The following is a 23,964-nucleotide window of genomic DNA, read 5'->3' on the forward strand; positions in this document are numbered from 1 at the left end:
AATTGTAGAGGGCACAGGTGGGGCGGTGGTAGGGGCCAGGCGGCCGGGGCAGGGCGCGGAGGCCCTGCCGGGGTGTTCAGATCAGGCGCCGTGGCACTTCTTGAACTTTTTCTGGCTGCCACAGGGGCAGGGATCATTGCGCCCGACTTCCTTCAGCGGGTTGCGCACCGGCTCCTGGTGGTGGTTGCAGTGCGGGCCGTGCACATGGCCGTCATCATGGTGGTGATCGTGGTCATGATCATGGTTGCAGTCCGGGCCGTGGACGTGGGCTTGCTGGGTCATGGGGAATCCTCCGGGATGTAATTGCCGGGGATTATCTCGCCATTACGCGTCAGGTGCACGCTGCGACCGAACAACAGGCCGGTTTTCACTTCGCCGCGCAGGCTGTAGCGGATCGGCTGCTCGGGGTTGTCCAGGGCTTCGACTATGTCTTTCAGGTGGCGCCAGAGGTTGGTGCGTACCGGTACCGAGAACTCCTGGTGGCCGCGGGCGGGCACGTCGAACCAGTCGCTGGAGGCACCGCTGGCCAGGGGCACGCCGTTGAGCTGCACGGCGTAGTCGAGGCCGCGCACCGGGAAGTCCTGGCCATTGGGGTTGTCGATGCGAAAGCGCAGGATGAACTGTTGCTCCAGCAGCTTGGCCTTGACCACGTCGACCTTGAGCAGGCGCACCTGCGGATCCTCGAAGTCGTCGCTGAACCAGCTGCTGCAGCCGCCCAGGGCGGTGCATAAAGCGAGTATCAGGCCGATCGATCTGAACATGCGCGCCTCCCGTGCTTGGCCCCAGTTTAACAAGCACGGGTCGGCCTGCCATGGGCTGTTCTGGGAAAAAAACTGCGCCATACTGGGGGCCGAATTGGACAGGAGTGTGACCATGAGCCTCTACGAGATTGCCTTTGCCGGGCAACTGGTGCCAGGCGCCCAGCCGGAGCTGGTGCGGGAGAACCTGGCGCGGCTGTTCCAGGCCGACGAGCAACGCATTGCCCTGCTGTTCTCCGGGCGGCGCATCGTGATCAAGAGCAACCTGGATGCAGTCGGCGCGGAAAAGTACCGCGCCACCCTGGAGCGCGCGGGGGCGGTGGCCATCGTCCAGTCCCTGGCGGTGGAAGAGGTCGAGCTGGCGCCGCCGCCGGCCGCACCGGCGCCGGCACCACAGCCGCAGGTTGCCGCTGCAGCCGCGCCAGTGGCGGCTGTTGCCAGCGCCGCGCCTGGCGCCCGGGTGGTACCGCGCGACGAATACATGGCGGCCTTCGCCGATGTCGAGGCACCGGACTTCGGCATCGCCCCGGTAGGCGCCGATCTGCAGGATGCCCGCCCCGATGCGCAGGCGCCGCAGGTTGACCTGAGTCAGTTCAGCCTGGCCCCGGTGGGCAGCGACATGGGCCAGGCCAAGGGCACGCCGGCCGCACCGCCGCCGGATACGTCCCATCTCAAGCTGCAGTAAGAACAAGGCCCTCATTCGAGGGCCTTGTCATTTCACAGGTAAGGGGCGCAGCACTTCTTGAATTTCTGCCCACTGCCACAGGGGCAGGGATCGTTGCGCCCGGCTTTGAGCGCAATGGTCGGGTCGATGAAGTACCAGCGCCCGGCGTGCTGGACGAACGCCGAGCGTTCGCGGTGGCTGTGTTCGCCACTACCGTCGTGCCAACGCGCGGTAAAGGTGACGAAGGCGTGCTCGGGCTGGCCGCCGATCAGCTCGGCACTTTCCACCTCCAGCCCCAGCCAGGTGCTGCCGAGGCTCCAGGTGCGGATGGCCTCGCGGTCGAGCCCGGCCTGCTGGGCTGGCAGGGTGGTGGCCAGCAGGTAGTCGATCTGGCCCAGGGCGTAGGCGCTGTAGCGCGAGCGCATTAGGATTTGCGCGCTGGGCGCCGGAGTGCCGGCGTGGTAATGGCCGCAGCAGCGCTCCAGGATGTCGCCGCTGCCGCAGGGGCAGGCTTCATTCATGGGCTACCACCAGTACTTGCCGAAGTTTTCTGGGTTGGCCCAGAACTTGGCGTTGAGCCAGTCGGGGATCTGCTTGTAGTCGTGCAGGTCGTAGCTGAACAGGTGCAGGCACTGTTCTTCGCGCTGGAAACGCGCATCGATACGCAGGCCGAGGGCGAAGAAGTCGGCTTCCTGCCAGCCGCAGGCGTTCAGGTCGGCGAGCACGGCCAGGCGGCTGGCGTTGAGGTTGCGGATACCGCCGAGCAGTTCCAGCCCGGTGCGTTTGGGCAGGTGTTCCAGGCAGTCTACCAGCAGGGCCAGCTCGAAGCGCTGGGCTGCCGTCGCTTTGTCCAAGGGCTCTGCCGGTACCTGATGGATATGGCTCGCGGGGTGGGCTTCGGCAAACGCGGCGACGGCCGGAATGTCGCCGGCGCCTACCAGCAGCAGGCTGCCGGGCTGGTAGCGGTCGAGCAGGGCGGCGATGGCCTGCTGCGGCGTTTGTGGTGCACTCATGGAGGTCTCTTGGCCGGTTATTGAATCTGTTTGGCTCTAGATTGGCGGATTTTAATAGCGCCGTCTTTAATTCTAAGGCATCGGGATAAACCGATCTTTCGAGGAGAGCAGCAGATGAGTATGGTAAGGACAGCAGTACCTTTGATTCTATGCGGAAGCCTGCTGGCAGGTTGTGCCACTGGGCCGGAAACCGATTGGCCGCCTTGTGCGTTGATCGGTGGTGTTGCTGGGGCCGGGCTCGGGGCTACCGAAAGCGCGTCCTGGGCTGCCGGCGGTCTGGGCGTTGGTGCAATCACTGCTGCGGCCTATTGCTGGGTGCACGGCGACCAGGACGGCGACGGCGTGGTCAACAAGCTCGACGATTGCCGCGACACGCCGAAAGGCACCAAGGTCGACGAGAAGGGCTGCCCGCTGCCGGAGCCGGTTGCAGTGGTCGAGGAAGCGGTAGTGGCCGAGCCGGTACGGGTCGAGCTGGACGTCAAGTTCGACTTCGACAAGTCCAAGGTCAAGGAAGAAAGCTACGGCGATATCAAAGCCCTGGCCGACTTCATGGCGCAGTACCCGCAAACCACCACCACGGTTGAAGGCCACACCGACTCCGTGGGCACCGACGCCTACAACCAGAAACTGTCCGAGCGCCGTGCCAACGCCGTGCGTGACGTGCTGGTCAATCAGTACGGCCTGACTCCGGATCGTGTCAGCGCCGAGGGTTATGGCGAGTCGAAACCGGTTGCCGACAACGCCACCGCCGAAGGCCGTGCCATCAACCGTCGCGTTGAGGCTGAGGTCGAAGCGCGTCCGTAAGCCCCGTGCCCCGTACAAGTCGGCGGCCGCTGGCTTGTACACTTAGGGGGACGGGTCTTTACTCCTGTGTTACCGGTATTCAACCGGTGACACAGGAGATCACCGCCATGAGAACAAGACTCTCAAGGGCTGCAGTACCCCTTCTCTTGGTCAGCAGTGTTCTTTCTGGTTGCGTCACTACTTCCAGTACGGGAGATGCGCCGCTCAACCAAGGGAACTGGCCTATTTGTACGGCGATTGGTGGCCTGGCCGGAGGCGGTCTTGGCGCAATCGAAAGTTCAGCCTGGGCAGCTGGAGGTGCGGTGGCCGGTGCGGTCGTCGGTACCCTGGTTTGCTATGCCCAGGATGGCGATCAGGATGGCGATGGCGTTTTCGACCGTCGCGACCGTTGCCCCGATACCCCGCCCAATACCCCGGTTCGTCACAATGGCTGCCCGTTGCCGGTCTATCCGAGCAATGAGGAGCCGGCTGCGCCGATTGCCGAAGTGAGCGATGCGGTGCGCGTCGAGCTGGATGTGAAGTTCGACTTCGACAAGTCAGTGGTCAAGGAAGAGAGTCAGGCCGATATCAAGGCGCTGGCCGACTTCATGGGCCAATACCCGCAGACCACTACAGTGGTTGAGGGTCACACTGACTCCAAGGGTACCGATGCCTACAACCAGGGTTTGTCTGAACGCCGTGCCAATGCGGTACGTGACGTGCTGGTCAACCAGTATGGCGTGGGCGGTGATCGTGTATCGGCGGTGGGTTATGGCGAGTCGAGACCGGTGGCCGACAACGGCACCGACGAAGGCCGCGCCGTCAACCGTCGCGTAGAGGCGGCAGTCGAGGCCAAGCCTTAGCTGGCCGACACTGTTGCCCTGCAGTTCACTCCTGCGTTGTCGGCATGCCGATGACGCAGGAGTTCCCAACCTTGTGCAATCGACCCGCAGGCCTCAGAACATGGGCCGGGATGCCGCGATGGCAACCAGCGCCAGGCCGACCAGCAGGTTGATCCCCACCAGTTTGCGAATGCGCCCCAGTGCTTCTCCACCCGCCGGCCAGTTCTGCGCCGCGACGGCCTTGCGCAGCTCCGGCAGCAACAGCGCCTGGATGCGCAAGAACAGGGCAAGCATGACGATGTACAGGCCGATCATGATGTGTACGTAGCGCGGCGCCGTCTCGAAGCCGGCAAAGCGCAGCTGCAGCATGCCCATGCCTGATACCGGCAGGGCCAGCACGGCGATCCATACCCACACAAAGAAGCGCCGGAACACCTCGGCCCACAGCGTCAGGCGGGCAGGGGCCTCGAGCACGCTCACCGCGGCGGGGCGCAGGATCATCCAGGCGAAGAACATGCCGCCGACCCAGATCAGGGCGGCCAGGACATGCAGGGCGTAAAGGGCGGCGAAGACAGTCATCGGCTTGTCGGCTCCGGGACGGTTAAAGATGGCGCGCGAGCATAACCTATCGGTAAACTACTGAGAATTTATCCAGTTTTTTGCCCCCATGCTCAGTCCCGAACTCAAGTCCCAGATCCAGGGTGCCTACAGCCGCTTCCTCGAAGCCAAGAGCCTCAAGCCGCGTTATGGCCAGCGCCTGATGATCGCCGAGATCGCCAAGGTGCTGGGCGCGATCCGGCACAACGACGAGGGGCAGCGGGACGGCGAACCGGCCGTGGTGGCAGTGGAGGCGGGCACCGGTACCGGCAAGACCGTGGCCTACAGCCTGGCCGCGATCCCTACGGCCAAGGCCGCCGGCAAGCGCCTGGTGATCGCTACGGCGACCGTGGCGCTGCAGGAGCAGATCGTGCACAAGGATCTGCCCGATCTGCTGCGCAACAGCGGGCTGAACTTCAGCTTTGCCCTGGCCAAGGGCCGCGGCCGCTACCTGTGCCTGTCTAAGCTGGACATGCTGCTGCAGGAAGGCGAGGCCCAAGGTGCCACGGCCCAGTTGTTCGCTGAGGAAGGCTTTCGTCTGGATGTCGACGAGAGCAGCCAGAAGCTGTTCACCGGCATGATCGAGAAGCTCGCCGGCAACCGTTGGGATGGCGACCGCGACAGCTGGCCGGAAGAGCTGGAGGATCAGGTCTGGAGCCGCCTGACCACCGACCATAGCCAATGCACCAACCGCCATTGCCCGAACTTCGGCCAGTGCGCCTTCTACAAGGCGCGCGAGGGCATGGGCAAGGTCGACGTGATAGTCACCAACCACGACATGGTGCTGGCCGACCTGGCCCTGGGCGGCGGTGCCGTGCTGCCCGATCCGCGTGAAACCCTGTATGTGTTCGACGAAGGCCACCACCTGCCGGACAAGGCCATCGGCCACTTCGCCCATTTCACCCGCCTGCGCAGCACCGCCGACTGGCTCGGCCAGGTGGAGAAGAACCTGACCAAGCTGCTGGCCCAGCATCCGCTGCCCGGCGAGCTTGGCCGCCTGATCGAGGGCGTACCGGAACTGGCGCGCGAGCTGCGCACCCAGCAGCAGTTCATGTTCAGTGCCTGCGAGCAGTTGGCCGACTTCAAGGCCGGCGAGGACATGGAGGGGCGCGAGCGACCCCGTCACCGCTTTGTCGGCGGCCTGGTGCCCGAGCACCTGCGTGAGCTGGGCATCGAGCTGAAGAAAGGCTTCGCCAAACTCACCGATGTGTTCACCCGCCTGACCGAGCTGCTCAAACAGGCGATGGACGATGAAGCCAGTGGCGTGGGCGTTTCCAGCGGCCAGGCGGAGGAGTGGTACCCGCTGTTCGGCAGCCTGCTGGCCCGTGCCCAGGGCAACTGGGAACTGTGGGTCGCCTTCACCGTGGAAGACCCGCAGGACAGCCCGCCGATGGCGCGCTGGCTGACCCTGGCCGAGGGCGGTGCGCTATTCGATATCGAGGTCAACGCCAGCCCGATCCTCGCCGCCGAAACCCTGCGGCGCAATCTGTGGAACGTCGCCTACGGCGCCCTGGTGACCTCGGCCACGCTGACCGCGCTGAACAGCTTCGACCGCTTCCGCATGCGCGCCGGCCTGCCCAAGGCGGCGGTCACCGCGGTGGTGCCGAGCCCCTTCCTGCATGCCGATGCCGGTGTGCTCAAGGTGCCTGACCTCAAGGCCGACCCGCGTGATGCGGCGGCGCATACCGCGGCCATCGTGCGCGATCTGCCGGGGCTGGTCGAAGGTTCGCGCGGCACCCTGGTGCTGTTTTCCTCGCGCAAGCAGATGCAGGAAGTGTTCGACGGCCTCGAGCGCGACTGGCGCAAGCGCGTGCTGATCCAGGGCAACCTGTCCAAGCAGGAGACCCTGAACAAGCACAAGGCGCGAGTCGACGACGGCGAGGACAGCGTACTGTTCGGCCTTGCCAGCTTTGCCGAAGGGGTCGACCTGCCGGGTGCCTATTGCGAGCACGTGGTGATCGCCAAGATCCCCTTCGCTGTGCCGGACGACCCGGTGGAAGCGGCGCTGGCCGAGTGGATCGAGGCGCGCGGCGGCAACCCGTTCATGGAAATCGCCGTGCCGGATGCCTCGCTGAAACTGGTGCAGGCCTGTGGCCGCCTGCTGCGTACCGAAGAGGATCGCGGCACCATTACCCTGCTGGATCGCCGTGTGGTGACCCAGCGCTACGGCAAGGCCATTCTCAACGCCTTGCCACCGTTTCGCCGTGAAATAAGCTGACTGACCCGTGCCAAGGAGAAGGCTGCATGCCCCAGATGCCCCGTTCCATCCTCATCACCGGCTGCTCGACCGGCATCGGTTATGCCACGGCTGTCGCCTGTCGGGCGGCGGGCTGGCAGGTGTTTGCCTCGGCGCGCCAGGCCGAGGATGTGGTGCAGCTGCAGAGTGAAGGCTTCAACGCCATCCAGCTCGATCTCAACGAGCCGGCCAGTATCCATAGTGCCCTGGCCCAGGTGCTGGCGCAGACCGGCGGCACGCTGGATGCGCTGTTCAACAACGGCGGCTACGGCCAGCCCGGCGCCATCGAGGATCTGCCGCGGGTAGCCTGGCGCGAACAGTTCGAGACCAATGTGTTCGGCCCCGCCGAGCTGACCGCTGCGGTGCTGCCGGTAATGCGCCGCCAGGGCCACGGGCGCATCCTGTTCAACAGCTCGGTGCTGGGCTATGCCGCGCTGCCGCTGCGCGGTGCCTACAACGCCTCCAAATTCGCCATCGAAGGCCTGGTCGATACCCTGCGCCTGGAACTGGTCGGCAGCGGCATCGAGGCGGTGCTGATCGAACCGGGGCCGATCATTGCGCGCTTTCGCGCCAACAGCCTGCTGGCCCTGCGCAAGCATGTGGACACCAGTCGCGGTGCCCACAGCGCCAGCTACGAGCTGATGGAGGAGCGCCTGGCCAAGGAGGGCGCCGCAGTGAAGTACACCCTCCCGGCGGAGGCAGTGGCTGAGGCCGTGCTGCAGGCGCTGCGCAGCCGCGTGCCGCGCACCCGCTACCCGGTGACGGTGCCGGCCAAGCTGTTCCGCGTGCTCAATCGCCTGCTGCCGGATCGCTGGCTCGACCGGATGAAAGGCGGCACCGTCTGACGCCGGCGTGAGCTGGCGCAAGTCGATGGCGCGGGCGGCCTGCTAGTCTGCCGCCATCGCTCATGGATGAACCCGAGGGACAAGGATGAACCTGCACGATCTGGCCGCACGTACGGCCCTGGTACTGGAAACCAACAACCTGCGCGGCGGCGCCGACCTGGACAAGGTCGCCGCCAGCCTCGGCCGCCTGTTCGACCATCTGCAAGGGCAGAGCCTGGCGCTGAGCCGGCTGGCCCAGGTGGTGGTGACCCACGACGGCTTGCCGGCAGAGGTGTGTGCCGAGCTGGCGCGCCGTTCCAGCCTGGCGCTGCAATTCGTGCTGATCGACGCCAGCACCGGCTACTACGCGGCGAAGAACGCCGGCTTTGCTGCCACCTCGGCCGAGCAGTGCGCCTATGTGGTATTCGCCGACGCCGACTGCATCCCCGCTGCCGACTGGCTTGAGCAGCTGCTCCTGCCGCTGTGCGCCGCGCAGCCGCCGGCCGTGGTGGCCGGACGTACCAGCTATAGCAGCAGCCTGGCCGGCACGGCGCTGACCACCCTCGACTTCATGTACTTCCCCAGCCCGCTGCAGGCCGGGGCTACCCGTAATTTCTACGCCAACAACGTGGTGTTCCGTCGCGATGTATTCGCCGAGCACGCCTACCAGGCGCTGGATGGCGTGTACCGCGCCCATTGCCAGGTGCTCGGCCTGAACCTGCAGGCGGCCGGCATCGCCCTGCACTATGCTGCCGCTGCCCACACTGAACACCGCCTGCCGGACACCCGTGGCGAAGCTCTCAAGCTGCGCTGGATGCGTGGTCAGGACTCGGTCGGTCTGACGCCCTATCTGGTGCGTGCCTACCTGCCGCAGCGCCTGCACTGGTTCGCCCGCAGCGGCCCGCTGGCGCCGCTGACCATTCTCGGCGCCCGCCTGGGTTACAGCCTGCGCGCGCTCAACCACCAGGATCTGCCACCCGTGCACGGCCTGCGCCGGCTGGGCGCCATGGGGCTGATCCTGGCCTTCTCGCTGGTCGACATGGCGGGCGCCCTGGCACGCGGCGTCGGCATCAACACCCTGGGGCGCAAGGTGGCTGCCGATGCCCAGGCGCTGTCCTATCACCGCGCCTGAGTGGGCTGCGTTTATCCGGGGAGGGTTGCCGCATGCCGCATCCGATCGAACTGCTGATCAAGCAGGCGGATACCGCCATCAATCAGGAAGACTTCGACAGGTTGCTGGATATCTACGCCGAGGATGCCCTGCTGGTGGTCAAACCGGGCCTGCATGCGGTCGGCAAGGCTCAGATCAGGCAGGCCTTCGTGGCCATCGCAGCCCATTTCGGCCACAGCCTGCAAGTGCGCCAGGGCGGCATGGAGATTCTCGAAACGGGCGATACGGCGCTGGTACTGGCCCGGACACTGGTGGCAGCCGCCGACCATCCTGGCGTGGAGCGCAAGGCCACCTATGTATTCAGGCGCAGCGCCGAGGGCGCCTGGCTCTGTGTTATCGACAACTCGTACGGGCACGACCTGCTGGACGCGCAGGTCTGAACCACGCCGCAAGCCCGCAGCCTGGAACCGGCACGGGCGCTCATCCACCCACACGTAAGGGATCAACGTGAAAGCATCCATCTGCCGTTCCGCCATTTATCTGAGTGCGCTGCTGGCTCTGCCGCTGGCCCAGGCCGGGGAGTTCCAGGGGCGCGGCGTATTCCATTTCGCCAGTGCCACGGGCTGCCCGCTGGCAACGGCCGGCACGCCGCCGAGCGATTGCAACCGCATCGCCCTGGACGATGACGGCACCCGGGCGTTGCTGGACGAGGCCGGCAAGACCCTGGAGCTGCGTAATGAACGCGACTACCCCGCGCAGGCGGTGGTCGGCGACCTGCTGCTGCAGGGCAGCGCGCTGGCCGAGAGCGGCCAGCGCGTACCGGTCAGCCTGCACCTGCTGGTGAGCAAGAATGGCCAGCAGTGGAGCAGCAGCGTGCATGCCCATGCGCCGGTCAAGGGCGACATGCGCGACGTGCAGCTCGACGTCTACCAGGTGAGCGCCAGCGTGGCCGGTCAGCCGCAATTGCTGCTGAGCCGCGAGCAGGCCCTGGCCGCGTTGACCTCGCCGTCCACTGCGGCGCGCCTGACCAAGCAGTTCGTCCAGGTGCGCGACAACCGGGTCGAGGCGGCCAAGGCCGAATATGCCGATATCACCGTGGCCCTGGGCCTGGAAAAGGCCGCGTTGCCGGCGCTGCGTGCCAGCCTCTATGTGCAGGGTGGGCATGCCGGTCTGGACAAGGCGCTGCAAGGCGGCACCTGGAGCCTGGAACTGGAGGCCCTGCGCAGCCATCTGCCGCAGCAGGTGGTCGAGCGCGACCTGTTCCTCTTCGGCCTGGATCGCCAGCCCTTGTTGCAGTCGCTCAAGGCCGACGGCTTCGCCAAGCATGGCAAGCTGCTGCTGGGCGCGCACGACGGCAAGGGCTACCTGAGCTACCAGGGTCAGCAGGTCGACCTGCCCGAGGCCGGCAGCGTGGCCCGGGCCTTCCTGCAGGAGAGCTTCATCGGCCTAGTGCTGGCCGGCCAGCAAGGCGCGGCGGTGGCTGTGGCGCAATGAGCGTGCACCAGTTGCTGAGCTTCGAGGCTCCGCCGCTGCAGGGCTGGCCGCGCCTGCAGGCCTGGCTGGTGGATCGCATCAAGCGCGCCGCGCTGCGTCAGCTGCACGCCAGCCGTGGCGGCGAGCTGTTGCTGCTGCGTATGTACCTGATCGGCGAAGAGGCGACTGAGAAAACCCTGCAGCACGAGTTGATGCCGACACCGCCGCAGTGGCTGGAGCGCCAGGTGCAGCAGCACCTGCGCGAGGAACAGGGGCATAGCGAGGCGTTCGCCGCGGCCATGCGCGAGCGCGGCGTGGAGCCGCAGGCGCCGCTGCTGCCGGATCGCCTCAGCCAGGCCAAGATCCGTCGCTGGCAGCAAATTGCCCAGGCCCACGGGCCGCAGTTCCAGCAGGGCCTGCTGGTCTCGGCCTATGCCATTGGCCTGTGCGCCGAGCAGATGGCCGAGCGGGTGCTGGCCCGCCACTGCGCGGTCATCGCCGCCGACCATCCGCTGCGGCCATTGCTGGCGGGCGTGCTGAACGACGAGCGCAAGCATGTACGACTGTGCCAGCGCACTCTCAACCGCATCGTACGGCCCGAGGAGCAGGCGCAGCTGCAGCGTCTGCTGGCCGAGGCTCGCGCGGTGGATCGTGCCTGGGGCGTGAGCGGGGCACTGGCGATGTACCTGGCCGGCTGCGTACTGCGCCTGCGCGGGTGGCTGGGCGAGCGCAGAGCCTGATGTCGCGGATTCTCTACCTGGCCACCGCCGATGCGCGTGGCCACCTGATGCGTGCCCAGCTGCTGACCCGTGCCTTGCGCGAACGTGGGGCCATGGTCGAGGTGCTGACCACGGCCGACGAGGGGGTGACCTTCCTCGCCGAGTTCGGCATCGCGGCGCAGGTGCTGTCGCGGCACTACGCGGTGCAGTTCGACGGGCAGCAGAACATGCTGCGCGGGCGCACCGATCGCACCATTGCCCGTTATGTCTTCGATCCGCGGCACATGCTGCGCGATATCTGGCGCCTGCAGCGCCTGTGGCGCCAGGTCGATCTGCTGGTCAACGACTCCTTCCACCCGGCGCTGCTGGTCATGGGCTGTCTGCCGTTCTGGCGGCGCAAGATCGTGCATGTCTATGGCGCCAGCCTGCGCCAGGCCCTCGAAGACAACTTCCAGGGCCGTCTGCCTGCCTGGTTGGCGCGCGGCTTTGCCGCCATCATCGGCTGGGAGCTGGGGCGCGCGCACGGGCGCCTGCAGCATGACTTCGCCTATGCCGGAGGCGAGGAATGCGCGCCACGCAGCTTCAACCTGCCGACCCCGGTGGAGCTGGCCGTGCCGCGCGAGGCAGAGACCGCCTATGCGGCGGTGTACCTCAATCCGCATTTTCGCGACGAGGCGCTGGCGGCGGCGCTGGAGCAGGGGCTGGAGGATGCCGGCCTGGCTGCCCAGCGGGTGGGCGAAGGCTACGCCGGCCGGCCCGGCTGGCAGGCGCGGGATCCTCGCTGGGTAGATGCGGCGGCGGGCAGTGCGCTGATCCTGTCCGCACCGGGTATGGCGGCGCTGTCGCTGGCGCAGGTGTACCAGCGGCCGATCCTGCTGCTGGTTACCGACCAGCCGGAGCAACTGAGCAATGCCGCGCGGGCTGCCGAACTGGGCTTGCTGCACGAGGTACTGGTCTGGCGCGGCGACGGCCCGCGCTTTGCCCGGGAGCTGGCGGCCGCGGCGCATCGTCTGGCCGCCGTGGCGCCTGCGCCGGGAGCGTGGCTGGGGCAGGCGCGGCAGCGTCTGGAAGCCTGGGGTGACTGCCTCCTGCAGTTGGCGGCGCCAGGCGCGGGGCGGTAGCAGGGCGAGCTTTAATCTGCGCCTGCACTGGCATCATGCGCCCCTGCTGTTGTCTACTTGGGCGTCTTCCGGAGTACCCGCCCCATGATCCGCCGTTCCCTGCCCGCCGTTTTCGCCTTTCTGCTCGCCAGCCCCGCCATTGCCGCCCCGGCTGGGCAACAGACCCTGTTCAGCTTCATCAAGCCCACCGACGTGGTGAAGGTGGAGAGCGAACAGGCCAGTTTCCCCGAGCTCACTGCCGAGCCGACCGCCGAAGGCGAGGTGCTGCGCCGCTTCACCTTCAATGCCGCCGAGCACCCCAGCCTGCGCCTGGCGCCGCAGAGCGGCGACTGGGACTGGTCGCAGTCCGGCGCGGTCAGCCTGCGGGTGCAGAACGCCATGGACTGGGCGATCACCCTGAACGTGCAGATCGAAAGCCGTGACGGCAAGATCCTCACCAGCCACATCGCCCTGCCGGCTGGCCCGGCGCAGACCCTGCTGGTGCCGCTGGCCGCCACTTCGCCGCTGGCCCGTGGCATGCGCGCCGGCCCGCCGATGCCGGTCAGCCTGGACGGCCAGCGCGTGCTGCTGGCGGAAACCGTCAGCGGCGAGCTGAGTGCGGCCCAGGTCAGTGCCGTGATCCTCTCGCTGGACAAGCCGGCAGCGGCGCAGAGCATCCTGCTCGGTCGCTTCGGCGTGCAGGATGCCGCCAGTGCGCAGCAGGCGGCCTATGATGGCAGCATCGATGCCTGGGGCCAGTACAGCCGTGGCCAGTGGCCGGAAAAGATCAGCAGTGACCAGCAGCTGCGCGAGTCGGCCAAGCGCGAGGCCGAGCAGCTCAAGGCCTGGCTGGGCAAACGCCCGCAGCAGGATCGTTTCGGCGGCTGGCTGAACGGCCCGAGCTTCGAGGCCAGCGGCTTCTTCCGTACCGAGAAGCGCGACGACCGCTGGTTCCTGGTGACCCCGGAAGGGCATCCGTTCTACTCCCTGGGCGTCAACGCGGTCAGCGCCTGGCAAAGTCAGACCTATGTCGAGGGGCGCGAAAGCCTGTTCCAGAAGCTGCCCAAGGATGACGAGGCGCTGGCCGCCTATTACGGCAAGCGCGACAGCCGCAGCAGCACCGGCGCTTCCCGCGGGCGGGCCTTCGACCACGGTCGCTGGTTCGACTTCTACCGGGCCAACCTGCAGCGCAGCTATGCCCAGCCGTGCCCGGCTGCTGCCGCGCCGAGTGCTGCGCCGGCAGGCGCCGCGCCAGCAACTGCCGAGGTGGCGCCGTGCCCGAAAGCCGCGCTGGATGAACAGCGCTGGGCCCAGCACAGCCTCGACCGCCTGCAGGCCTGGGGCTTCAACAGCCTGGGCAACTGGAGCGACAACACCCTCGGCGCGGCCCAGCGCATGCCTTACAGCCTGCCGCTGTCGATCTCCGGCGATTACGCCACCATCAGCACTGGCCTGGACTGGTGGGGCGGCATGCCCGACCCCTTCGATCCGCGGTTTGCCATGGCTGCCGAGCGGGCCATTGCCATTGCCGCCCGTGATCGCCGCGAGGATCCCTGGCTGCTCGGCTTCTTCGCTGACAACGAGCTGGCCTGGGCCGCGCCCGGCAACGAGCCCAAGGCCCGCTATGCCCTGGCCTACGGCACCCTGCGCCTGACCACCGATGTACCGGCCAAACGCGCCTTCCTCAAGCAGCTGCGCGACAAGTACCGCAACCAGAGCGGCCTGTCCAAGGCCTGGGGTATCGAACTGGGGGCCTGGGAGCTGATGGAGGATCCCGGCTTCGAGGCGCCGCTGCCGAGCGCGGAGCACCCGCAGATCGAGGAAGACCTGCAGAACTTCCAGCGCCTGTTCGCCGAGACCTATTTCAAGACCATTGCCGACTCGCTCAAGTGGCACGCGCCCAACCACCTGCTGCTCGGCGGTCGCTTTGCCATCAGCACGCCGGAGGCCATCGCCGCCTGCGCCAAGTACTGCGATGTGCTGAGTTTCAACCTGTACGTGCCGGAACCGCAGCAGGGCCAGGACTTCGCCGCCCTGCGCGCGCTGGACAAGCCGGTGCTGATTAGCGAGTTCCACTTCGGCTCGCGTGACCGCGGCCCGTTTTGGGGCGGCGTCAGCGAGGTGTACAAGGAAGAGGAGCGTGGCCCGGCCTACGCCAAGTTCCTCGGCAAGGCCCTGGAAGAGCCGGTGATCGTCGGCGTGCACTGGTTCCAGTACCTCGACCAGCCAGCGACCGGGCGTCTGCTCGATGGCGAGAACGGCCACTTCGGCCTGGTTGGTATCACCGACCGGCCATGGCAGGGCTTCGTCGAAGCGGTGCGCAAGGCCAACCTGAAGGTGCCGGAAACCCTGCTGGGCAAACTGACGAACAAGGCACCGGCCAAGCCGAGCGAAGGTGGCGGTGAACACGCCGGTGCCGGTGATGCCGCTGCCGGCGGCCCGGGTGGCGCGGGTGGGCCGGGAGATGGCGGCGCCGGTGGCCATGATGGCCCCGGTGATGGCCACGAGTGAGGCACCTGCAGCCCGTCTCCTGAAGGTTTCCTTCGCCGTCCGGGGTTGCCACAATGCGCCACCCCAGCCGAGTTGTCTAAGGAGTCAGGCTTGCAGATCCAGGGTTACTTCGACCTGCAGTTCGAGGCGCTGAAACAGGCCTTTGCCGAATTGTTCGAGGATACGCAGGAGCGCGGCGCCGCCCTCTGCGTACAGATCGCCGGCGAAACGGTGGTCGACCTGTGGGCCGGCACGGCCGACAAGGATGGCGAGCAGGCCTGGCACAGCGACACCATCCTCAATCTGTTCTCCTGCACCAAGACCTTCGCGGCCGTGGTGGCCCTGCAACTGGTGGAAGAGGGCAAGCTCGAGCTGGACGCCCCGGTAGCGCGCTACTGGCCGGAGTTTGCTGCGGCCGGCAAGGAGCGCATCACCCCGCGCCAACTGCTCAGCCACCGCGCCGGCCTGCCGGCCCTGCACGCCATGCTGCCGGCCGAGGCGCTGTACGACTGGGCGCAGATGACCGCCGCGCTAGCCGCCGAGCAACCCTGGTGGACGCCGGGCGAGGCCCATGGCTATGCACCTATCACCTATGGCTGGCTGGTCGGCGAGTTGCTGCGGCGCATCGAAGGGCGCGGCCCCGGCGAGTCGATCATGGCGCGTATCGCCAAACCGCTGGGCCTGGATTTCCATGTCGGCCTGGCCGACAGCGAGTTTCCCCGCGTTGCCCATATCGCCCGCAAGAAGGGCGACATGGGCGATGCCGCGGCCCAGCGCCTGCTGCGTTGCATGATGAGCGAGCCGGCGGCCCTGAGCACCCGTGCCTTTGCCAATCCGCCGTCTATTCTCACCAGCACCAACAAGGCGGAGTGGCGGCGCATGCAACAACCGGCGGCCAACGGGCATGGCAATGCCCGCTCCCTGGCAGGCTTTTATGCCGGCCTGCTGGATGGTCGTCTGCTGCAGGCCGAACTGCTCAACGAGATGACCCGTGAACACGCCTGCGGCGAAGACCGCACCCTGTTGACCCGTACCCGCTTCGGACTGGGCTGCATGCTCGACCAGGCGGACGTGGCCAACGCCACCTATGGCCTGGGACGCAAGGCGTTCGGCCACCCCGGCGCCGGCGGCTCGGTAGGCTTTGCCGACCCCGACAGCGACGTGGCGTTCGGCTTTGTCAGCAACAGCCTCGGCCCCTATGTATTGATGGATCCACGTGCGCAGCGTCTGGCGCGTGTGTTGCGTGAATGTCTTTGAACCCTCGTTTGATGGATGCCCGATGATGCGAGCTAACTGCCTTGCCCTGCTGCTTTGCTGCAGCCTCACTGCCTGCGCCGGCTCTGCCGGAAAATCCACCGAGTCCAAGGAGGACTCTGCAGGCTGGTGGCCGTTCGCCAGCGAAGACAAGGAAGTCAGTGCCAAGGCGGCGCCGCCGAAGATCGACAAACAGGCCACCTATGCCTGGCTCGACGAGTACGAGCCGCGCCTGCGTGAGGCCCTGCAGGGCAGCCGCATGCAGCTGGAGCGTCGCGAGAACGTGCTGGTGGTGACTGCACCGGTGGACGCCTCGTTCAACCCCGATCGCCCGAGCATGCTGCTGCCTGTCGCGCTCGGCCCATTCAGCAAGGTCGCCAAGCTGCTGGAGAAGGATCCGCGCACGGCCGTGCTGGTGCTGGGGCATGCCGACAGCACTGGCCAGGTCGATAGCAACCGCAAGCTCAGTGAGGATCGCGCCAAGGCCGTGGCCTCGATCTTCCGTCTCAGCGGCCTGCAGCGTGATCGTCTGCTGCTCAAGGGCGTCGGCTCGGATATGCCGCGCGCCGCCAACGACAGTGCCGAGGGTCGTGCCCTCAATCGCCGGGTCGAGCTGGTACTGACGCCGCAGGACACCCTGGTGGCCCTGCTGGCCAAGTACAGTGCGCCGCCAGCGGTTCCGGTTGCTCAGGTTGTTGCGGATCAAAGCACTGCGGCCAAGGCCAAGTAAGCTGGGGCTGTCAGTTCACAGGAGAGCAGCATGTCCCAGACCATCGCTGATATGCGGCGTGACTACAGCCGCGACGGCCTTAGCGAAGAGCAGGCACCGGCCGAGCCCTTCGCCCTGTTCCGCCAGTGGTTCGCCGAGGCGGTAAAGACCGAGCAACTGCCGGTGGAGCCCAATGCCATGACCCTGGCCACGGTGGATGGCGATGGCCGCCCGCATTGCCGGGTGCTGTTGCTCAAGGGCCTGGACGAGCAGGGTTTCACCTTCTTCAGCAACTACCAGAGCGCCAAGGCCGAGCAGCTGAGCGCGCGGCCGTTCGCCGCCATGACCTTCTTCTGGCCGACCCTGGAGCGCCAGGTGCGCATCGAGGGGCGGGTGGAGAAGGTTTCGGCCGAGGAGTCGGATGCCTACTTCCAGGTGCGTCCGCTGGGTAGCCGCCTGGGCGCCTGGGCTTCGCCGCAGAGCCGGGTGATCGCCAACCGCGCCGAACTGGAAGGCCTGCTGGCCGACACCGAGCGACGCTTTCTCGATCAGGCCCCGCATTGCCCGCCGCACTGGGGCGGCTATCGCCTGCTGCCGGAGCGCATCGAGTTCTGGCAGGGCCGGCCGAGCCGCCTGCATGATCGCCTCAACTACCTGCGACAGGGCGAGCAGTGGCTGCGCGAGCGCCTGGCGCCCTGACGGGCAATTAAACCGTCACAGATTTTCACTGACCGTGTGACAGCTGTTCAGCGGCACGGTCTAATGTTTCAACTTCCGTCTGGAGTAATACTCAATGTTCAAGAACGTTCTCGTTGCTTCGCTGACCGCGGCGTCGCTGCTGCTTGGGGGCTGCGTTTCCAACCTGTCCGGCGACTCCTACAGCCGCGACGAGGCCCGCAAGGTGCAGACCGTGCGCCTGGGCACCATCGAATCGCTGCGTCCGGTGAAGATCGAAGGCACCAAGACCCCGATCGGCGCCGGTGCCGGTGCCGTGGTGGGTGGCGTGGGCGGCAGCACCATCGGCGGTGGCAAGGGCTCGGTGGTGGCGGCGGTGATCGGCGCCGTGGCTGGCGGTCTGCTCGGCTCCATGACCGAAGAGGGCCTGACCCGCACCCAGGGCGTGGAAATCACCGTGCGTGAAGACGACGGCACTCTGCGCGCCTATGTTCAGCAAGTGCAGGAAAACGAGATCTTCCGCGTCGGCGAGCGCGTGCGCATCATGACCGTCGACGGTACCAGCCGCGTCGCTCACTGATCCCGCCTCAGCCCAAAGGCCCGGCAATTGCCGGGCCTTTTTGTCTGTACCTCTGCAATCACAAGTATTTATCGCCGCCATCCGCGGCGGATTCGGCTATTGCGAGCCTGGCGACGGCCACCCTTCTGGCGTTCGCCTTCGAGGCCATGCCTGAGCCGCTGCGCAACTGGGAGGCTGCGTTGCAAGGCTGAGCAGCGCTTGGCGCTGCCCGTGCACCATCTGATCTATCCTCGGTTCGGAGCCGAAAGCTCTGTGCATAATGTAATAATTTATCTATGACTTAGTTCTGATAGTTATGGATAATCGCGCCACGCCCTTCGCTCACAGAGGCCCAGCCGCGCGAGGAACAGAGTAGATTTGCCCGATCCGCCCGCTGGATCGGGCCCGGACAGGGGAAATGCATGGAGCTGTTGCTCATAGTCGGACTGCCGTTTCTCGGCGCCTTGCTTCCCATCCTGTTCGAGCGCCACGGTCGCCTGGCCTGCAGCCTGGCCACTGCCGTGGCGCCGCTGCTCGGCCTGGGCATCCTGCTGTGGCTGGCGCCGCGGGTCTTCGCCGGCGAGCTGCTGCTGGTGTCGCAGCCCTGGCTCAGCCAACTCGGTTTCAACCTGTCGCTGCGCCTCGACGGTCTGGCGTTTCTATTCGCCCTGCTGATCCTCGGCATCGGCCTGCTGGTGATCCTCTACGCGCGCTACTACCTGTCCGAGCGCGAGCCGGTCGGCCGCTTCTTCGCCTATCTGCTGCTGTTCATGGGCGCCATGCTCGGCGTGGTGCTGTCGGAAAACCTGCTGCTGATGCTGACCTTCTGGGAACTGACCAGCCTGTCGTCGTTCCTCCTGATCGGCTTCTGGGGCAAGCGCAGCGATGCGCGCAAGGGCGCGCGCATGGCCCTGGCGGTGACCGGTGGCGGCGGCCTGGCGCTGCTGGCCGGCATTCTGCTAATCGGCCATATCGTCGGCAGCTTCGAGCTCAGCATGGTGCTGGCCGCCGGCGAGCAGATCCGCGCCCACGCCTTGTACCCGCTGGCACTGGTGCTGGTACTGCTGGGGGCCTTCACCAAGTCGGCGCAGTTTCCCTTCCATTTCTGGTTGCCCCACGCAATGGCGGCGCCGACCCCGGTGTCGGCCTACCTGCACTCGGCGACCATGGTCAAGGCCGGGGTGTTCCTGCTGGCGCGCCTGTATCCGGCACTGGCCGGCTCCGACCTGTGGTTCTACCTGGTCGGCCTCACGGGCCTGGCGACCCTGGTGCTGGGCGCGGTGCTGGCGCTGTTCCAGCATGACCTCAAGGGCCTGCTGGCTTACTCGACGATCAGTCACCTGGGCCTGATCGTGCTGCTGCTGGGCATGGACTCGCAGCTGTCCAACGTCGCCGCGGTGTTCCACATCATCAACCACGCCACCTTCAAGGCCTCGCTGTTCATGGCCGCCGGCATCATCGATCACGAGACCGGCAGCCGCGACATGCGCCGCATCAACGGCATGTGGAAGTACCTGCCGCACACTGCCGTGCTGGCCATGGTGGCGTCCTCGGCGATGGCCGGGGTGCCGCTGCTCAACGGCTTCCTGAGCAAGGAAATGTTCTTCGGCGAAACCCTGCAGCACGCCCTGCAGGGCAGTCTGTTCAACTGGGCGATCCCGCTGGCGGCGACCCTGGCTGCAGTGTTCTCGGTGGCCTATTCGCTGCGCTTCATCCACGACGTGTTCTTCAACGGCGAGCCGGTCAACCTGCCCAAGTTCCCACCCCACGAGCCGCCGCGCTACATGAAGATCCCGGTGGAGATCCTGGTATTCCTCTGCCTGCTGGTGGGCATGCTGCCGGGCTACACGGTGGCGCCGTTGCTGGCGGTGGCGGCGCAGGCCAGCCTGGGCGGCGCGCTGCCGGCGTATGACCTGGCGATCTGGCACGGCTTCAACCTGCCGCTGGCGATGAGCTGCATCGCCCTGGTCGGCGGCATCCTCGTCTATGTCGGGCGCAAGCCGCTGTTCCGTGCTTACGAAAGCTTGCCGGAAGTGGACGCCAAGCTGGTATTCGAGCAGCAGGTGCAGCGCCTGGTGGCCGCTGCTGCCTGGCTGACCGCGCGTCTGGAGAACGGCTCGCTGCAGCGCTACCTGGCGCTGTTGCTGGGCAGTGCCCTGGTGCTGGTCGGCGTGGCCCTGGCACCGCTGCCGCAACTGACCGGTGCGCGCGGCCTGAGCCCGCTCGACCCCTTTACCGCCCTGGGCATGCTGGTGCTGGCCCTGAGCGGGGTGCTCACCGCGGTGCTGCATCGCCAGCGCCTGGTGGCGCTGCTGGTGCTCGGCGTCGGCGGCATGCTGGTGGCGCTGGCCTTCGCCCGCTTCTCCGCGCCGGATCTGGCGCAGACCCAGCTGGTCGTGGAGGTGGTGACCATCATCCTGCTGATGCTGGCGCTCTTCTACCTGCCGTCGCGCACGCCGCGCGAGAGCTCGCTGCCGCGCCGCCTGCGCGATCTGCTGCTGGCCGGCGGCTGCGGCCTGATGGTGGCGGTATTGGCCTATGCGGTGCTGACCCGCCCGTACGACACCGGCATCGCCGAGTTCTTCCTGGCCAACAGCATCAGCGGTGGCGGTGGCACCAACGCGGTCAACGTGATCCTGGTGGACTTCCGCGGCTTCGATACCCTGGGTGAGATCTGTGTGCTGGCCATCGCCGCCGTCGGCATCTTCGCCATGCTCGACGGCCTGCGCCTGACCCATCCGACCTGCGATCCCCAGGGCCGGCGCTGGGCCTGGGCGAAGAACCCGCTGATCCTGATGACCCTGTCGCGCCTGTTGCTGCCGCTGGCGCTGCTGATCTCGGTGTTCATCTTCCTGCGCGGCCACAACCTGCCGGGTGGCGGCTTTATCGCCGGGCTGATCACCGCCGTGGCCCTGACCCTGCAGTACATCGCCAGCGGCGTGGCCTGGGTCGAGCAGCGCCTGGCGCTGAACTACCAGCGCATGGCTGGCGCCGGCGTGCTGATCGCCGCGGTCACCGGGCTGGGCAGCTGGCTGTTCGGCCGGCCCTTCCTGACGTCCGCCTTCGGCCACTTCGAGCTGCCGCTGGTGGGTGAGTTCGAGCTGGCCAGCGCCATGCTGTTCGACCTAGGCGTCTATCTCACAGTGGTCGGCGCCAGCCAGATGATGCTGGTCAACCTGGGCAAACTCAGCCTGTCCCCACCCGCGAGCCAGGAGATCCACTGATGGAAGCGCTGTTCGCCGTGACCCTCGGCCTGCTCACCGCCAGCGGCGTGTACCTGCTGCTGCGTGCGCGTACCTTCGCCGTGGTGCTGGGCCTGACCCTGCTGTCCTATGCGGTCAACCTGTTCCTCTTTGCCATGGGCCGTCTGAGTGGCGACGTGGCGGTGCTGGGGCAGGGCGGCAGCCCGGCCGACCCGCTGCCCCAGGCGCTGGTGCTGACCGCCATCGTCATCGGCTTCGCCATGACCGCCTTCGTCGTGGTGCTGGCCCTGCGCGGCGTGGCCAATCTCGGCAACGACCATGTCGATGGCCGGGCACAGCAGGAGCGGGCGCCTTGAGCCAGCTGATCATCCTGCCGATCCTGATTCCGCTGCTGGTCGGCGCGCTGCTGCTGGTGCTGCCGTCCCGCGAGCGGCTTAAGCGCACGCTGTCGCTGTTGGCCACTCTGGCCCTGCTGCCGTTGGCCGTGGCCCTGCTGTTGCAGGCTGGCGATGGCCAGCTGCACCTCTATGCCCTGGGCGACTGGCAGCCGCCGTTCGGCATCGTGCTGCTGCTCGACCGCCTCAGTGCGCTGATGCTGCTGGCCGCCGCCGTGCTTGGCGGCGCCGTGGTGCTCTATGCCCTGCGCGGCGATGATCGCCGTGGCCCGCGTTTCCATGCCCTGCTGCAGTTCCAGTTGCTGGGCATCAACGGCGCCTTCCTCACCGGCGACCTGTTCAACCTGTTCGTGTTCTTCGAGATCCTGCTGATCGCCTCCTACGCGCTGCTGCTCTATGGCCGCAGCGCCGAGCGGGTGAGGGCGGGGCTGCACTACGTGATCCTCAACCTGGTCGGCTCGGCGCTGTTCCTTATCGCCCTGGGGCTGATCTACGGGGTTGGCGGCACCCTGAACATGGCCGACCTGTCCCTGCGGGTGGCTGCCGCCAGTGGCGACCAGGTGCCGCTGCTGGCCGCCGGCGGCCTGCTGCTGTTACTGGTATTTGCCCTCAAGGCGGCGCTGCTGCCGCTGTGCTTCTGGCTGCCGCGGGCCTATACGGCAGCCAGTGCACCGGTGGCGGCGCTGTTCGCGATCATGACCAAGGTCGGCATCTACGCCATCCTGCGCGTTTGCACTCTGGTGTTCGGTGAGGGCGGCGGCGAGCTGGCGAACCTCGCCCAGGTCTGGCTGTGGCCGCTGGCGCTGGCCACGGTGGCGCTGGGTGCCCTGGGGGCCCTGGCCGCGCGCAACCTGCAGGGGCTGCTGGCCTATCTGGTGCTGGTGTCCGCCGGCACCCTGCTGGCGGCGGTGGCCATTGGTACTCCCGAGGCTCATGCCGCGGCGCTGTACTACCTGTTGCACAGCACCTGGGTGGCCGGCGGGCTGTTCCTGCTGGCCGACCTGATCGCCCGCCAGCGCGGCGTCAAGGGTGCGACCCTGGTGCAGGGGCCGGCGCTGCAGCATCCGGCGCTGCTCGGTGCGCTGTTCTTCGGCGGCGCGGTGGCGGTGGTCGGCCTGCCGCCGCTGTCCGGTTTCCTCGGCAAGCTGCTGTTGCTCCAGGCGGCGCCTTCGCCGGCGCTGTGGAGCCTGTTGCTGCTCGGCGGTTTCGCTGCCCTGGTGGCCTTCAGTCGCGCCGGCAGCACACTGTTCTGGCGCGTCGGCACCAGCAGCCTGGACAGCGCCGAGCTGGATCGCGGGCGCCTGGCCGCCTGCCTGCTGCTGCTCGCCTGCAGCCTGCTGCTGGTACTGCTGGCCGCGCCGCTGCTGGACTACTGCCGCGCCGCGGCCGCGCAGCTGCATGACCTGGCGCCGTACCGTGCGCTGATCGGGGAGGGCCGCCCATGAAACACCTGTTGCCACACCCGGCGCAGAGCCTGTTGCTGCTGCTGGCCTGGATGCTGCTGGTGGATACCTTCGCCTTCGGCCAGTGGCTGCTCGGCAGCGTGCTGGCCGTGCTGATCCCGCTGCTGTGCAACCGCCTGCTGGTGGAGCACCCGCCGCACTGGAAACCGCTCAAGCTGCTGCGCTTCCTGCTGATGGTGATGGGCGACATCCTGGTCGCCAACTTCCAGGTGGCGCGCCTGACCCTGGGGCGCGTCAGCCAGCTGCGTCCTGCCTTCGTCGAGGTGCCGATCGACCTGGACAACGAACTGGCCATCAGCGTGCTGGTCAGCGTGGTGTCGCTGACCCCCGGCTCGCTGGCCGCCGACCTCAGCCTGGATCGCCGCAACCTGCTGGTGCACGGCCTCGACGTGCCGGACGCGCAGGCGATGATCGACGAGATCAAACAGCGTTACGAGGCGCCGCTGAAGGAGATATTCCCATGCTCGGCTACGTGATCCCTCTGTGCCTGGCGATGCTCGCCTTGGCCCTGCTGCTGGCCACGGCGCGCCTGATCAAAGGCCCCAGCCTGCCGGATCGGGTGCTGGCGCTGGACACCCTGTACATCAATGCCATCGCCCTGATCATTCTCTACGGCATCTGGAAGGGCACCGAGCTGTTCTTCGAGATCGCTCTGCTGATTGCCGTGCTGGGTTTCGTCAGCACGGTGGCGGTGGCCAAGTACATGCTGCGCGGAGACATCATCGAATGAGCCTGTGGCTGGAAATCCTCGTCTGCGCGCTGCTTCTGCTCGGCAGTGGCTTCGTGCTGATCGGTGCCATCGGCCTGTACCGCCTGCCGGACTTCTTCACCCGCCTGCACGGGCCGACCAAGGCCACCACCCTGGGCATCGGCGGCATGGTGCTGGCCTCGTTGCTGTTCTTCAGTGCTGGCGAGCAGACCCTGAGCTCCCACGAACTGCTGATCAGCCTGTTCCTGTTCATCAGTGCCCCGGTCAGCGCCTACATGCTGGCCAAAGCCGCGGTGCTGCAGCAGCTACCGCTGGAGCCGCGGACTCGCGGCAAACCCTGGGAGCAGTAGGGCGACACAGTTTCTCCGCACCGCTGTGCCTGTTGGC

Annotated in this window: 25 protein-coding genes and 1 pseudogene; 21 read left to right on the plus strand and 5 right to left on the minus strand. The window is 67.0% G+C overall.

What is annotated here, in order from left to right; translation table 11 throughout:
- Nucleotides 1-81 precede the first annotated feature (81 nt).
- Both A9179_RS08270 and A9179_RS08275 read right to left on the minus strand, forming a co-directional pair.
- The gene (locus A9179_RS08270; protein WP_187805347.1) at nt 82-282 is read right to left on the minus strand and encodes an SEC-C metal-binding domain-containing protein; all 201 of its coding nucleotides are present in this window, start codon (nt 280-282) and stop codon (nt 82-84) included.
- Nucleotides 279-761, minus strand: a complete 483-nt coding sequence (locus tag A9179_RS08275; RefSeq protein ID WP_187805348.1) for an LEA/WHy family protein — start codon at nt 759-761, stop codon at nt 279-281. Before A9179_RS08275 ends, A9179_RS08270 begins: the two co-directional genes overlap by 4 nt.
- Nucleotides 762-873: 112 nt before the next feature.
- Here A9179_RS08275 and A9179_RS08280 point away from each other — a divergent pair, with 112 nt between their 5' ends.
- A complete protein-coding gene (locus tag A9179_RS08280; RefSeq protein ID WP_187805349.1) occupies nt 874-1,443 on the plus strand; it encodes a hypothetical protein in 570 nt (189 codons plus the stop codon).
- A gap of 32 nt (nt 1,444-1,475) precedes the next feature.
- Here the strand turns inward: A9179_RS08280 and A9179_RS08285 are convergent, their stop codons facing one another.
- Together A9179_RS08285 and A9179_RS08290 are read right to left on the minus strand one after the other, a co-directional pair.
- On the minus strand, nt 1,476-1,943 hold the full coding sequence (locus A9179_RS08285) for a YchJ family protein (protein ID WP_187805350.1): 468 nt from the start codon (nt 1,941-1,943) through the stop codon (nt 1,476-1,478).
- Between the two features lie 3 nt (nt 1,944-1,946).
- Nucleotides 1,947-2,435 carry a DUF6231 family protein gene (locus A9179_RS08290; protein WP_187805351.1) on the minus strand — a complete coding sequence of 163 codons (489 nt, stop codon included), beginning with the start codon at nt 2,433-2,435 and terminating at the stop codon, nt 1,947-1,949.
- A 114-nt stretch (nt 2,436-2,549) separates the two neighbouring features.
- Between A9179_RS08290 and A9179_RS08295 the strand changes: the two genes are divergently transcribed.
- Together A9179_RS08295 and A9179_RS08300 are read left to right on the plus strand one after the other, a co-directional pair.
- Entirely contained in the window at nt 2,550-3,239 is a 690-nt protein-coding gene (locus A9179_RS08295; RefSeq protein ID WP_187805352.1) for a PA1041 family peptidoglycan-binding anchor lipoprotein, read from the plus strand.
- A 107-nt stretch (nt 3,240-3,346) separates the two neighbouring features.
- Nucleotides 3,347-4,081, plus strand: coding sequence for a PA1041 family peptidoglycan-binding anchor lipoprotein (locus tag A9179_RS08300; protein ID WP_187805353.1), 735 nt, complete (start codon nt 3,347-3,349; stop codon nt 4,079-4,081).
- Between the two features lie 93 nt (nt 4,082-4,174).
- Here A9179_RS08300 and A9179_RS08305 read toward each other — a convergent pair whose 3' ends face one another.
- Nucleotides 4,175-4,639 (minus strand): CopD family protein, encoded by a 465-nt coding sequence (locus A9179_RS08305; protein ID WP_187805354.1) that lies wholly within the window; start codon nt 4,637-4,639, stop codon nt 4,175-4,177.
- An 88-nt stretch (nt 4,640-4,727) separates the two neighbouring features.
- On the opposite strand from A9179_RS08305, the gene dinG reads away from it, so the two are divergent.
- The 18 genes and pseudogenes from dinG to A9179_RS08395 all read left to right on the plus strand — a co-directional run bounded on the left by dinG (nt 4,728) and on the right by A9179_RS08395 (nt 23,927).
- Nucleotides 4,728-6,875, plus strand: coding sequence for an ATP-dependent DNA helicase DinG (gene dinG, locus A9179_RS08310; protein ID WP_187805355.1), 2,148 nt, complete (start codon nt 4,728-4,730; stop codon nt 6,873-6,875).
- A gap of 26 nt (nt 6,876-6,901) precedes the next feature.
- Nucleotides 6,902-7,738, plus strand: coding sequence for an SDR family NAD(P)-dependent oxidoreductase (locus A9179_RS08315; RefSeq protein ID WP_187805356.1), 837 nt, complete (start codon nt 6,902-6,904; stop codon nt 7,736-7,738).
- A gap of 85 nt (nt 7,739-7,823) precedes the next feature.
- Entirely contained in the window at nt 7,824-8,849 is a 1,026-nt protein-coding gene (locus A9179_RS08320) for a glycosyltransferase family 2 protein (RefSeq protein ID WP_187805357.1), read from the plus strand.
- 32 nt (nt 8,850-8,881) lie between these two features.
- Nucleotides 8,882-9,268 (plus strand): YybH family protein, encoded by a 387-nt coding sequence (locus tag A9179_RS08325; protein ID WP_187805358.1) that lies wholly within the window; start codon nt 8,882-8,884, stop codon nt 9,266-9,268.
- Nucleotides 9,269-9,335: 67 nt separating this feature from the next.
- Complete coding sequence (locus A9179_RS08330; RefSeq protein WP_223123182.1) at nt 9,336-10,322, plus strand: hypothetical protein; 987 nt, start codon at nt 9,336-9,338, stop codon at nt 10,320-10,322.
- Nucleotides 10,319-11,041, plus strand: a complete 723-nt coding sequence (locus tag A9179_RS08335; protein WP_187805359.1) for a hypothetical protein — start codon at nt 10,319-10,321, stop codon at nt 11,039-11,041. The genes A9179_RS08330 and A9179_RS08335 overlap by 4 nt, the downstream gene beginning before the upstream one ends.
- Nucleotides 11,041-12,141 (plus strand): glycosyltransferase family protein, encoded by a 1,101-nt coding sequence (locus A9179_RS08340; RefSeq protein WP_187805360.1) that lies wholly within the window; start codon nt 11,041-11,043, stop codon nt 12,139-12,141. Before A9179_RS08335 ends, A9179_RS08340 begins: the two co-directional genes overlap by 1 nt.
- Nucleotides 12,142-12,225: 84 nt before the next feature.
- Nucleotides 12,226-14,631, plus strand: a complete 2,406-nt coding sequence (locus A9179_RS08345) for a beta-agarase (RefSeq protein WP_187805361.1) — start codon at nt 12,226-12,228, stop codon at nt 14,629-14,631.
- A gap of 90 nt (nt 14,632-14,721) precedes the next feature.
- Complete coding sequence (locus A9179_RS08350; RefSeq protein WP_187805362.1) at nt 14,722-15,867, plus strand: serine hydrolase domain-containing protein; 1,146 nt, start codon at nt 14,722-14,724, stop codon at nt 15,865-15,867.
- Nucleotides 15,868-15,889: 22 nt separating this feature from the next.
- Nucleotides 15,890-16,564 (plus strand): annotated as a pseudogene (locus A9179_RS08355) (OmpA family protein); the annotation flags it as partial.
- A gap of 60 nt (nt 16,565-16,624) precedes the next feature.
- Nucleotides 16,625-17,272 carry a pyridoxamine 5'-phosphate oxidase gene (gene pdxH, locus A9179_RS08360; RefSeq protein WP_187805364.1) on the plus strand — a complete coding sequence of 216 codons (648 nt, stop codon included), beginning with the start codon at nt 16,625-16,627 and terminating at the stop codon, nt 17,270-17,272.
- A gap of 94 nt (nt 17,273-17,366) precedes the next feature.
- Nucleotides 17,367-17,828 carry an outer membrane lipoprotein gene (locus A9179_RS08365; RefSeq protein WP_187805365.1) on the plus strand — a complete coding sequence of 154 codons (462 nt, stop codon included), beginning with the start codon at nt 17,367-17,369 and terminating at the stop codon, nt 17,826-17,828.
- Nucleotides 17,829-18,229: 401 nt separating this feature from the next.
- The gene (locus A9179_RS08370) at nt 18,230-21,031 is read left to right on the plus strand and encodes a monovalent cation/H+ antiporter subunit A (protein ID WP_187805366.1); all 2,802 of its coding nucleotides are present in this window, start codon (nt 18,230-18,232) and stop codon (nt 21,029-21,031) included.
- Complete coding sequence (locus tag A9179_RS08375; RefSeq protein ID WP_187805367.1) at nt 21,031-21,366, plus strand: Na+/H+ antiporter subunit C; 336 nt, start codon at nt 21,031-21,033, stop codon at nt 21,364-21,366. Before A9179_RS08370 ends, A9179_RS08375 begins: the two co-directional genes overlap by 1 nt.
- The gene (locus A9179_RS08380) at nt 21,363-22,850 is read left to right on the plus strand and encodes a monovalent cation/H+ antiporter subunit D (RefSeq protein ID WP_187805368.1); all 1,488 of its coding nucleotides are present in this window, start codon (nt 21,363-21,365) and stop codon (nt 22,848-22,850) included. Before A9179_RS08375 ends, A9179_RS08380 begins: the two co-directional genes overlap by 4 nt.
- Nucleotides 22,847-23,344 carry a Na+/H+ antiporter subunit E gene (locus tag A9179_RS08385; protein ID WP_187805369.1) on the plus strand — a complete coding sequence of 166 codons (498 nt, stop codon included), beginning with the start codon at nt 22,847-22,849 and terminating at the stop codon, nt 23,342-23,344. The genes A9179_RS08380 and A9179_RS08385 overlap by 4 nt, the downstream gene beginning before the upstream one ends.
- Nucleotides 23,329-23,598: a K+/H+ antiporter subunit F gene (locus A9179_RS08390; RefSeq protein WP_187805370.1), complete on the plus strand. Its 270-nt coding sequence runs from the start codon at nt 23,329-23,331 to the stop codon at nt 23,596-23,598. The genes A9179_RS08385 and A9179_RS08390 overlap by 16 nt, the downstream gene beginning before the upstream one ends.
- Nucleotides 23,595-23,927 (plus strand): Na+/H+ antiporter subunit G, encoded by a 333-nt coding sequence (locus A9179_RS08395; RefSeq protein ID WP_187805371.1) that lies wholly within the window; start codon nt 23,595-23,597, stop codon nt 23,925-23,927. The genes A9179_RS08390 and A9179_RS08395 overlap by 4 nt, the downstream gene beginning before the upstream one ends.
- Nucleotides 23,928-23,964 lie beyond the last annotated feature (37 nt).

The sequence above is a fragment of the Pseudomonas alcaligenes genome (assembly GCF_014490745.1).
GTDB classification, from domain to species: domain Bacteria; phylum Pseudomonadota; class Gammaproteobacteria; order Pseudomonadales; family Pseudomonadaceae; genus Aquipseudomonas; species Aquipseudomonas alcaligenes_C.

Bases quoted from the DNA above. Each gene is read 5' to 3' on its own strand.
- A9179_RS08270 (WP_187805347.1), bottom strand. From the start codon at position 282: ATGACCCAGCAAGCCCACGTCCACGGCCCGGACTGCAACCATGATCAT.
- A9179_RS08275 (WP_187805348.1), bottom strand. From the start codon at position 761: ATGTTCAGATCGATCGGCCTGATACTCGCTTTATGCACCGCCCTGGGC.
- A9179_RS08280 (WP_187805349.1), top strand. From the start codon at position 874: ATGAGCCTCTACGAGATTGCCTTTGCCGGGCAACTGGTGCCAGGCGCC.
- A9179_RS08285 (WP_187805350.1), bottom strand. From the start codon at position 1,943: ATGAATGAAGCCTGCCCCTGCGGCAGCGGCGACATCCTGGAGCGCTGC.
- A9179_RS08290 (WP_187805351.1), bottom strand. From the start codon at position 2,435: ATGAGTGCACCACAAACGCCGCAGCAGGCCATCGCCGCCCTGCTCGAC.
- A9179_RS08295 (WP_187805352.1), top strand. From the start codon at position 2,550: ATGAGTATGGTAAGGACAGCAGTACCTTTGATTCTATGCGGAAGCCTG.
- A9179_RS08300 (WP_187805353.1), top strand. From the start codon at position 3,347: ATGAGAACAAGACTCTCAAGGGCTGCAGTACCCCTTCTCTTGGTCAGC.
- A9179_RS08305 (WP_187805354.1), bottom strand. From the start codon at position 4,639: ATGACTGTCTTCGCCGCCCTTTACGCCCTGCATGTCCTGGCCGCCCTG.
- dinG (WP_187805355.1), top strand. From the start codon at position 4,728: ATGCTCAGTCCCGAACTCAAGTCCCAGATCCAGGGTGCCTACAGCCGC.
- A9179_RS08315 (WP_187805356.1), top strand. From the start codon at position 6,902: ATGCCCCAGATGCCCCGTTCCATCCTCATCACCGGCTGCTCGACCGGC.
- A9179_RS08320 (WP_187805357.1), top strand. From the start codon at position 7,824: ATGAACCTGCACGATCTGGCCGCACGTACGGCCCTGGTACTGGAAACC.
- A9179_RS08325 (WP_187805358.1), top strand. From the start codon at position 8,882: ATGCCGCATCCGATCGAACTGCTGATCAAGCAGGCGGATACCGCCATC.
- A9179_RS08335 (WP_187805359.1), top strand. From the start codon at position 10,319: ATGAGCGTGCACCAGTTGCTGAGCTTCGAGGCTCCGCCGCTGCAGGGC.
- A9179_RS08340 (WP_187805360.1), top strand. From the start codon at position 11,041: ATGTCGCGGATTCTCTACCTGGCCACCGCCGATGCGCGTGGCCACCTG.
- A9179_RS08345 (WP_187805361.1), top strand. From the start codon at position 12,226: ATGATCCGCCGTTCCCTGCCCGCCGTTTTCGCCTTTCTGCTCGCCAGC.
- pdxH (WP_187805364.1), top strand. From the start codon at position 16,625: ATGTCCCAGACCATCGCTGATATGCGGCGTGACTACAGCCGCGACGGC.
- A9179_RS08365 (WP_187805365.1), top strand. From the start codon at position 17,367: ATGTTCAAGAACGTTCTCGTTGCTTCGCTGACCGCGGCGTCGCTGCTG.
- A9179_RS08370 (WP_187805366.1), top strand. From the start codon at position 18,230: ATGGAGCTGTTGCTCATAGTCGGACTGCCGTTTCTCGGCGCCTTGCTT.
- A9179_RS08375 (WP_187805367.1), top strand. From the start codon at position 21,031: ATGGAAGCGCTGTTCGCCGTGACCCTCGGCCTGCTCACCGCCAGCGGC.
- A9179_RS08385 (WP_187805369.1), top strand. From the start codon at position 22,847: ATGAAACACCTGTTGCCACACCCGGCGCAGAGCCTGTTGCTGCTGCTG.
- A9179_RS08390 (WP_187805370.1), top strand. From the start codon at position 23,329: ATGCTCGGCTACGTGATCCCTCTGTGCCTGGCGATGCTCGCCTTGGCC.
- A9179_RS08395 (WP_187805371.1), top strand. From the start codon at position 23,595: ATGAGCCTGTGGCTGGAAATCCTCGTCTGCGCGCTGCTTCTGCTCGGC.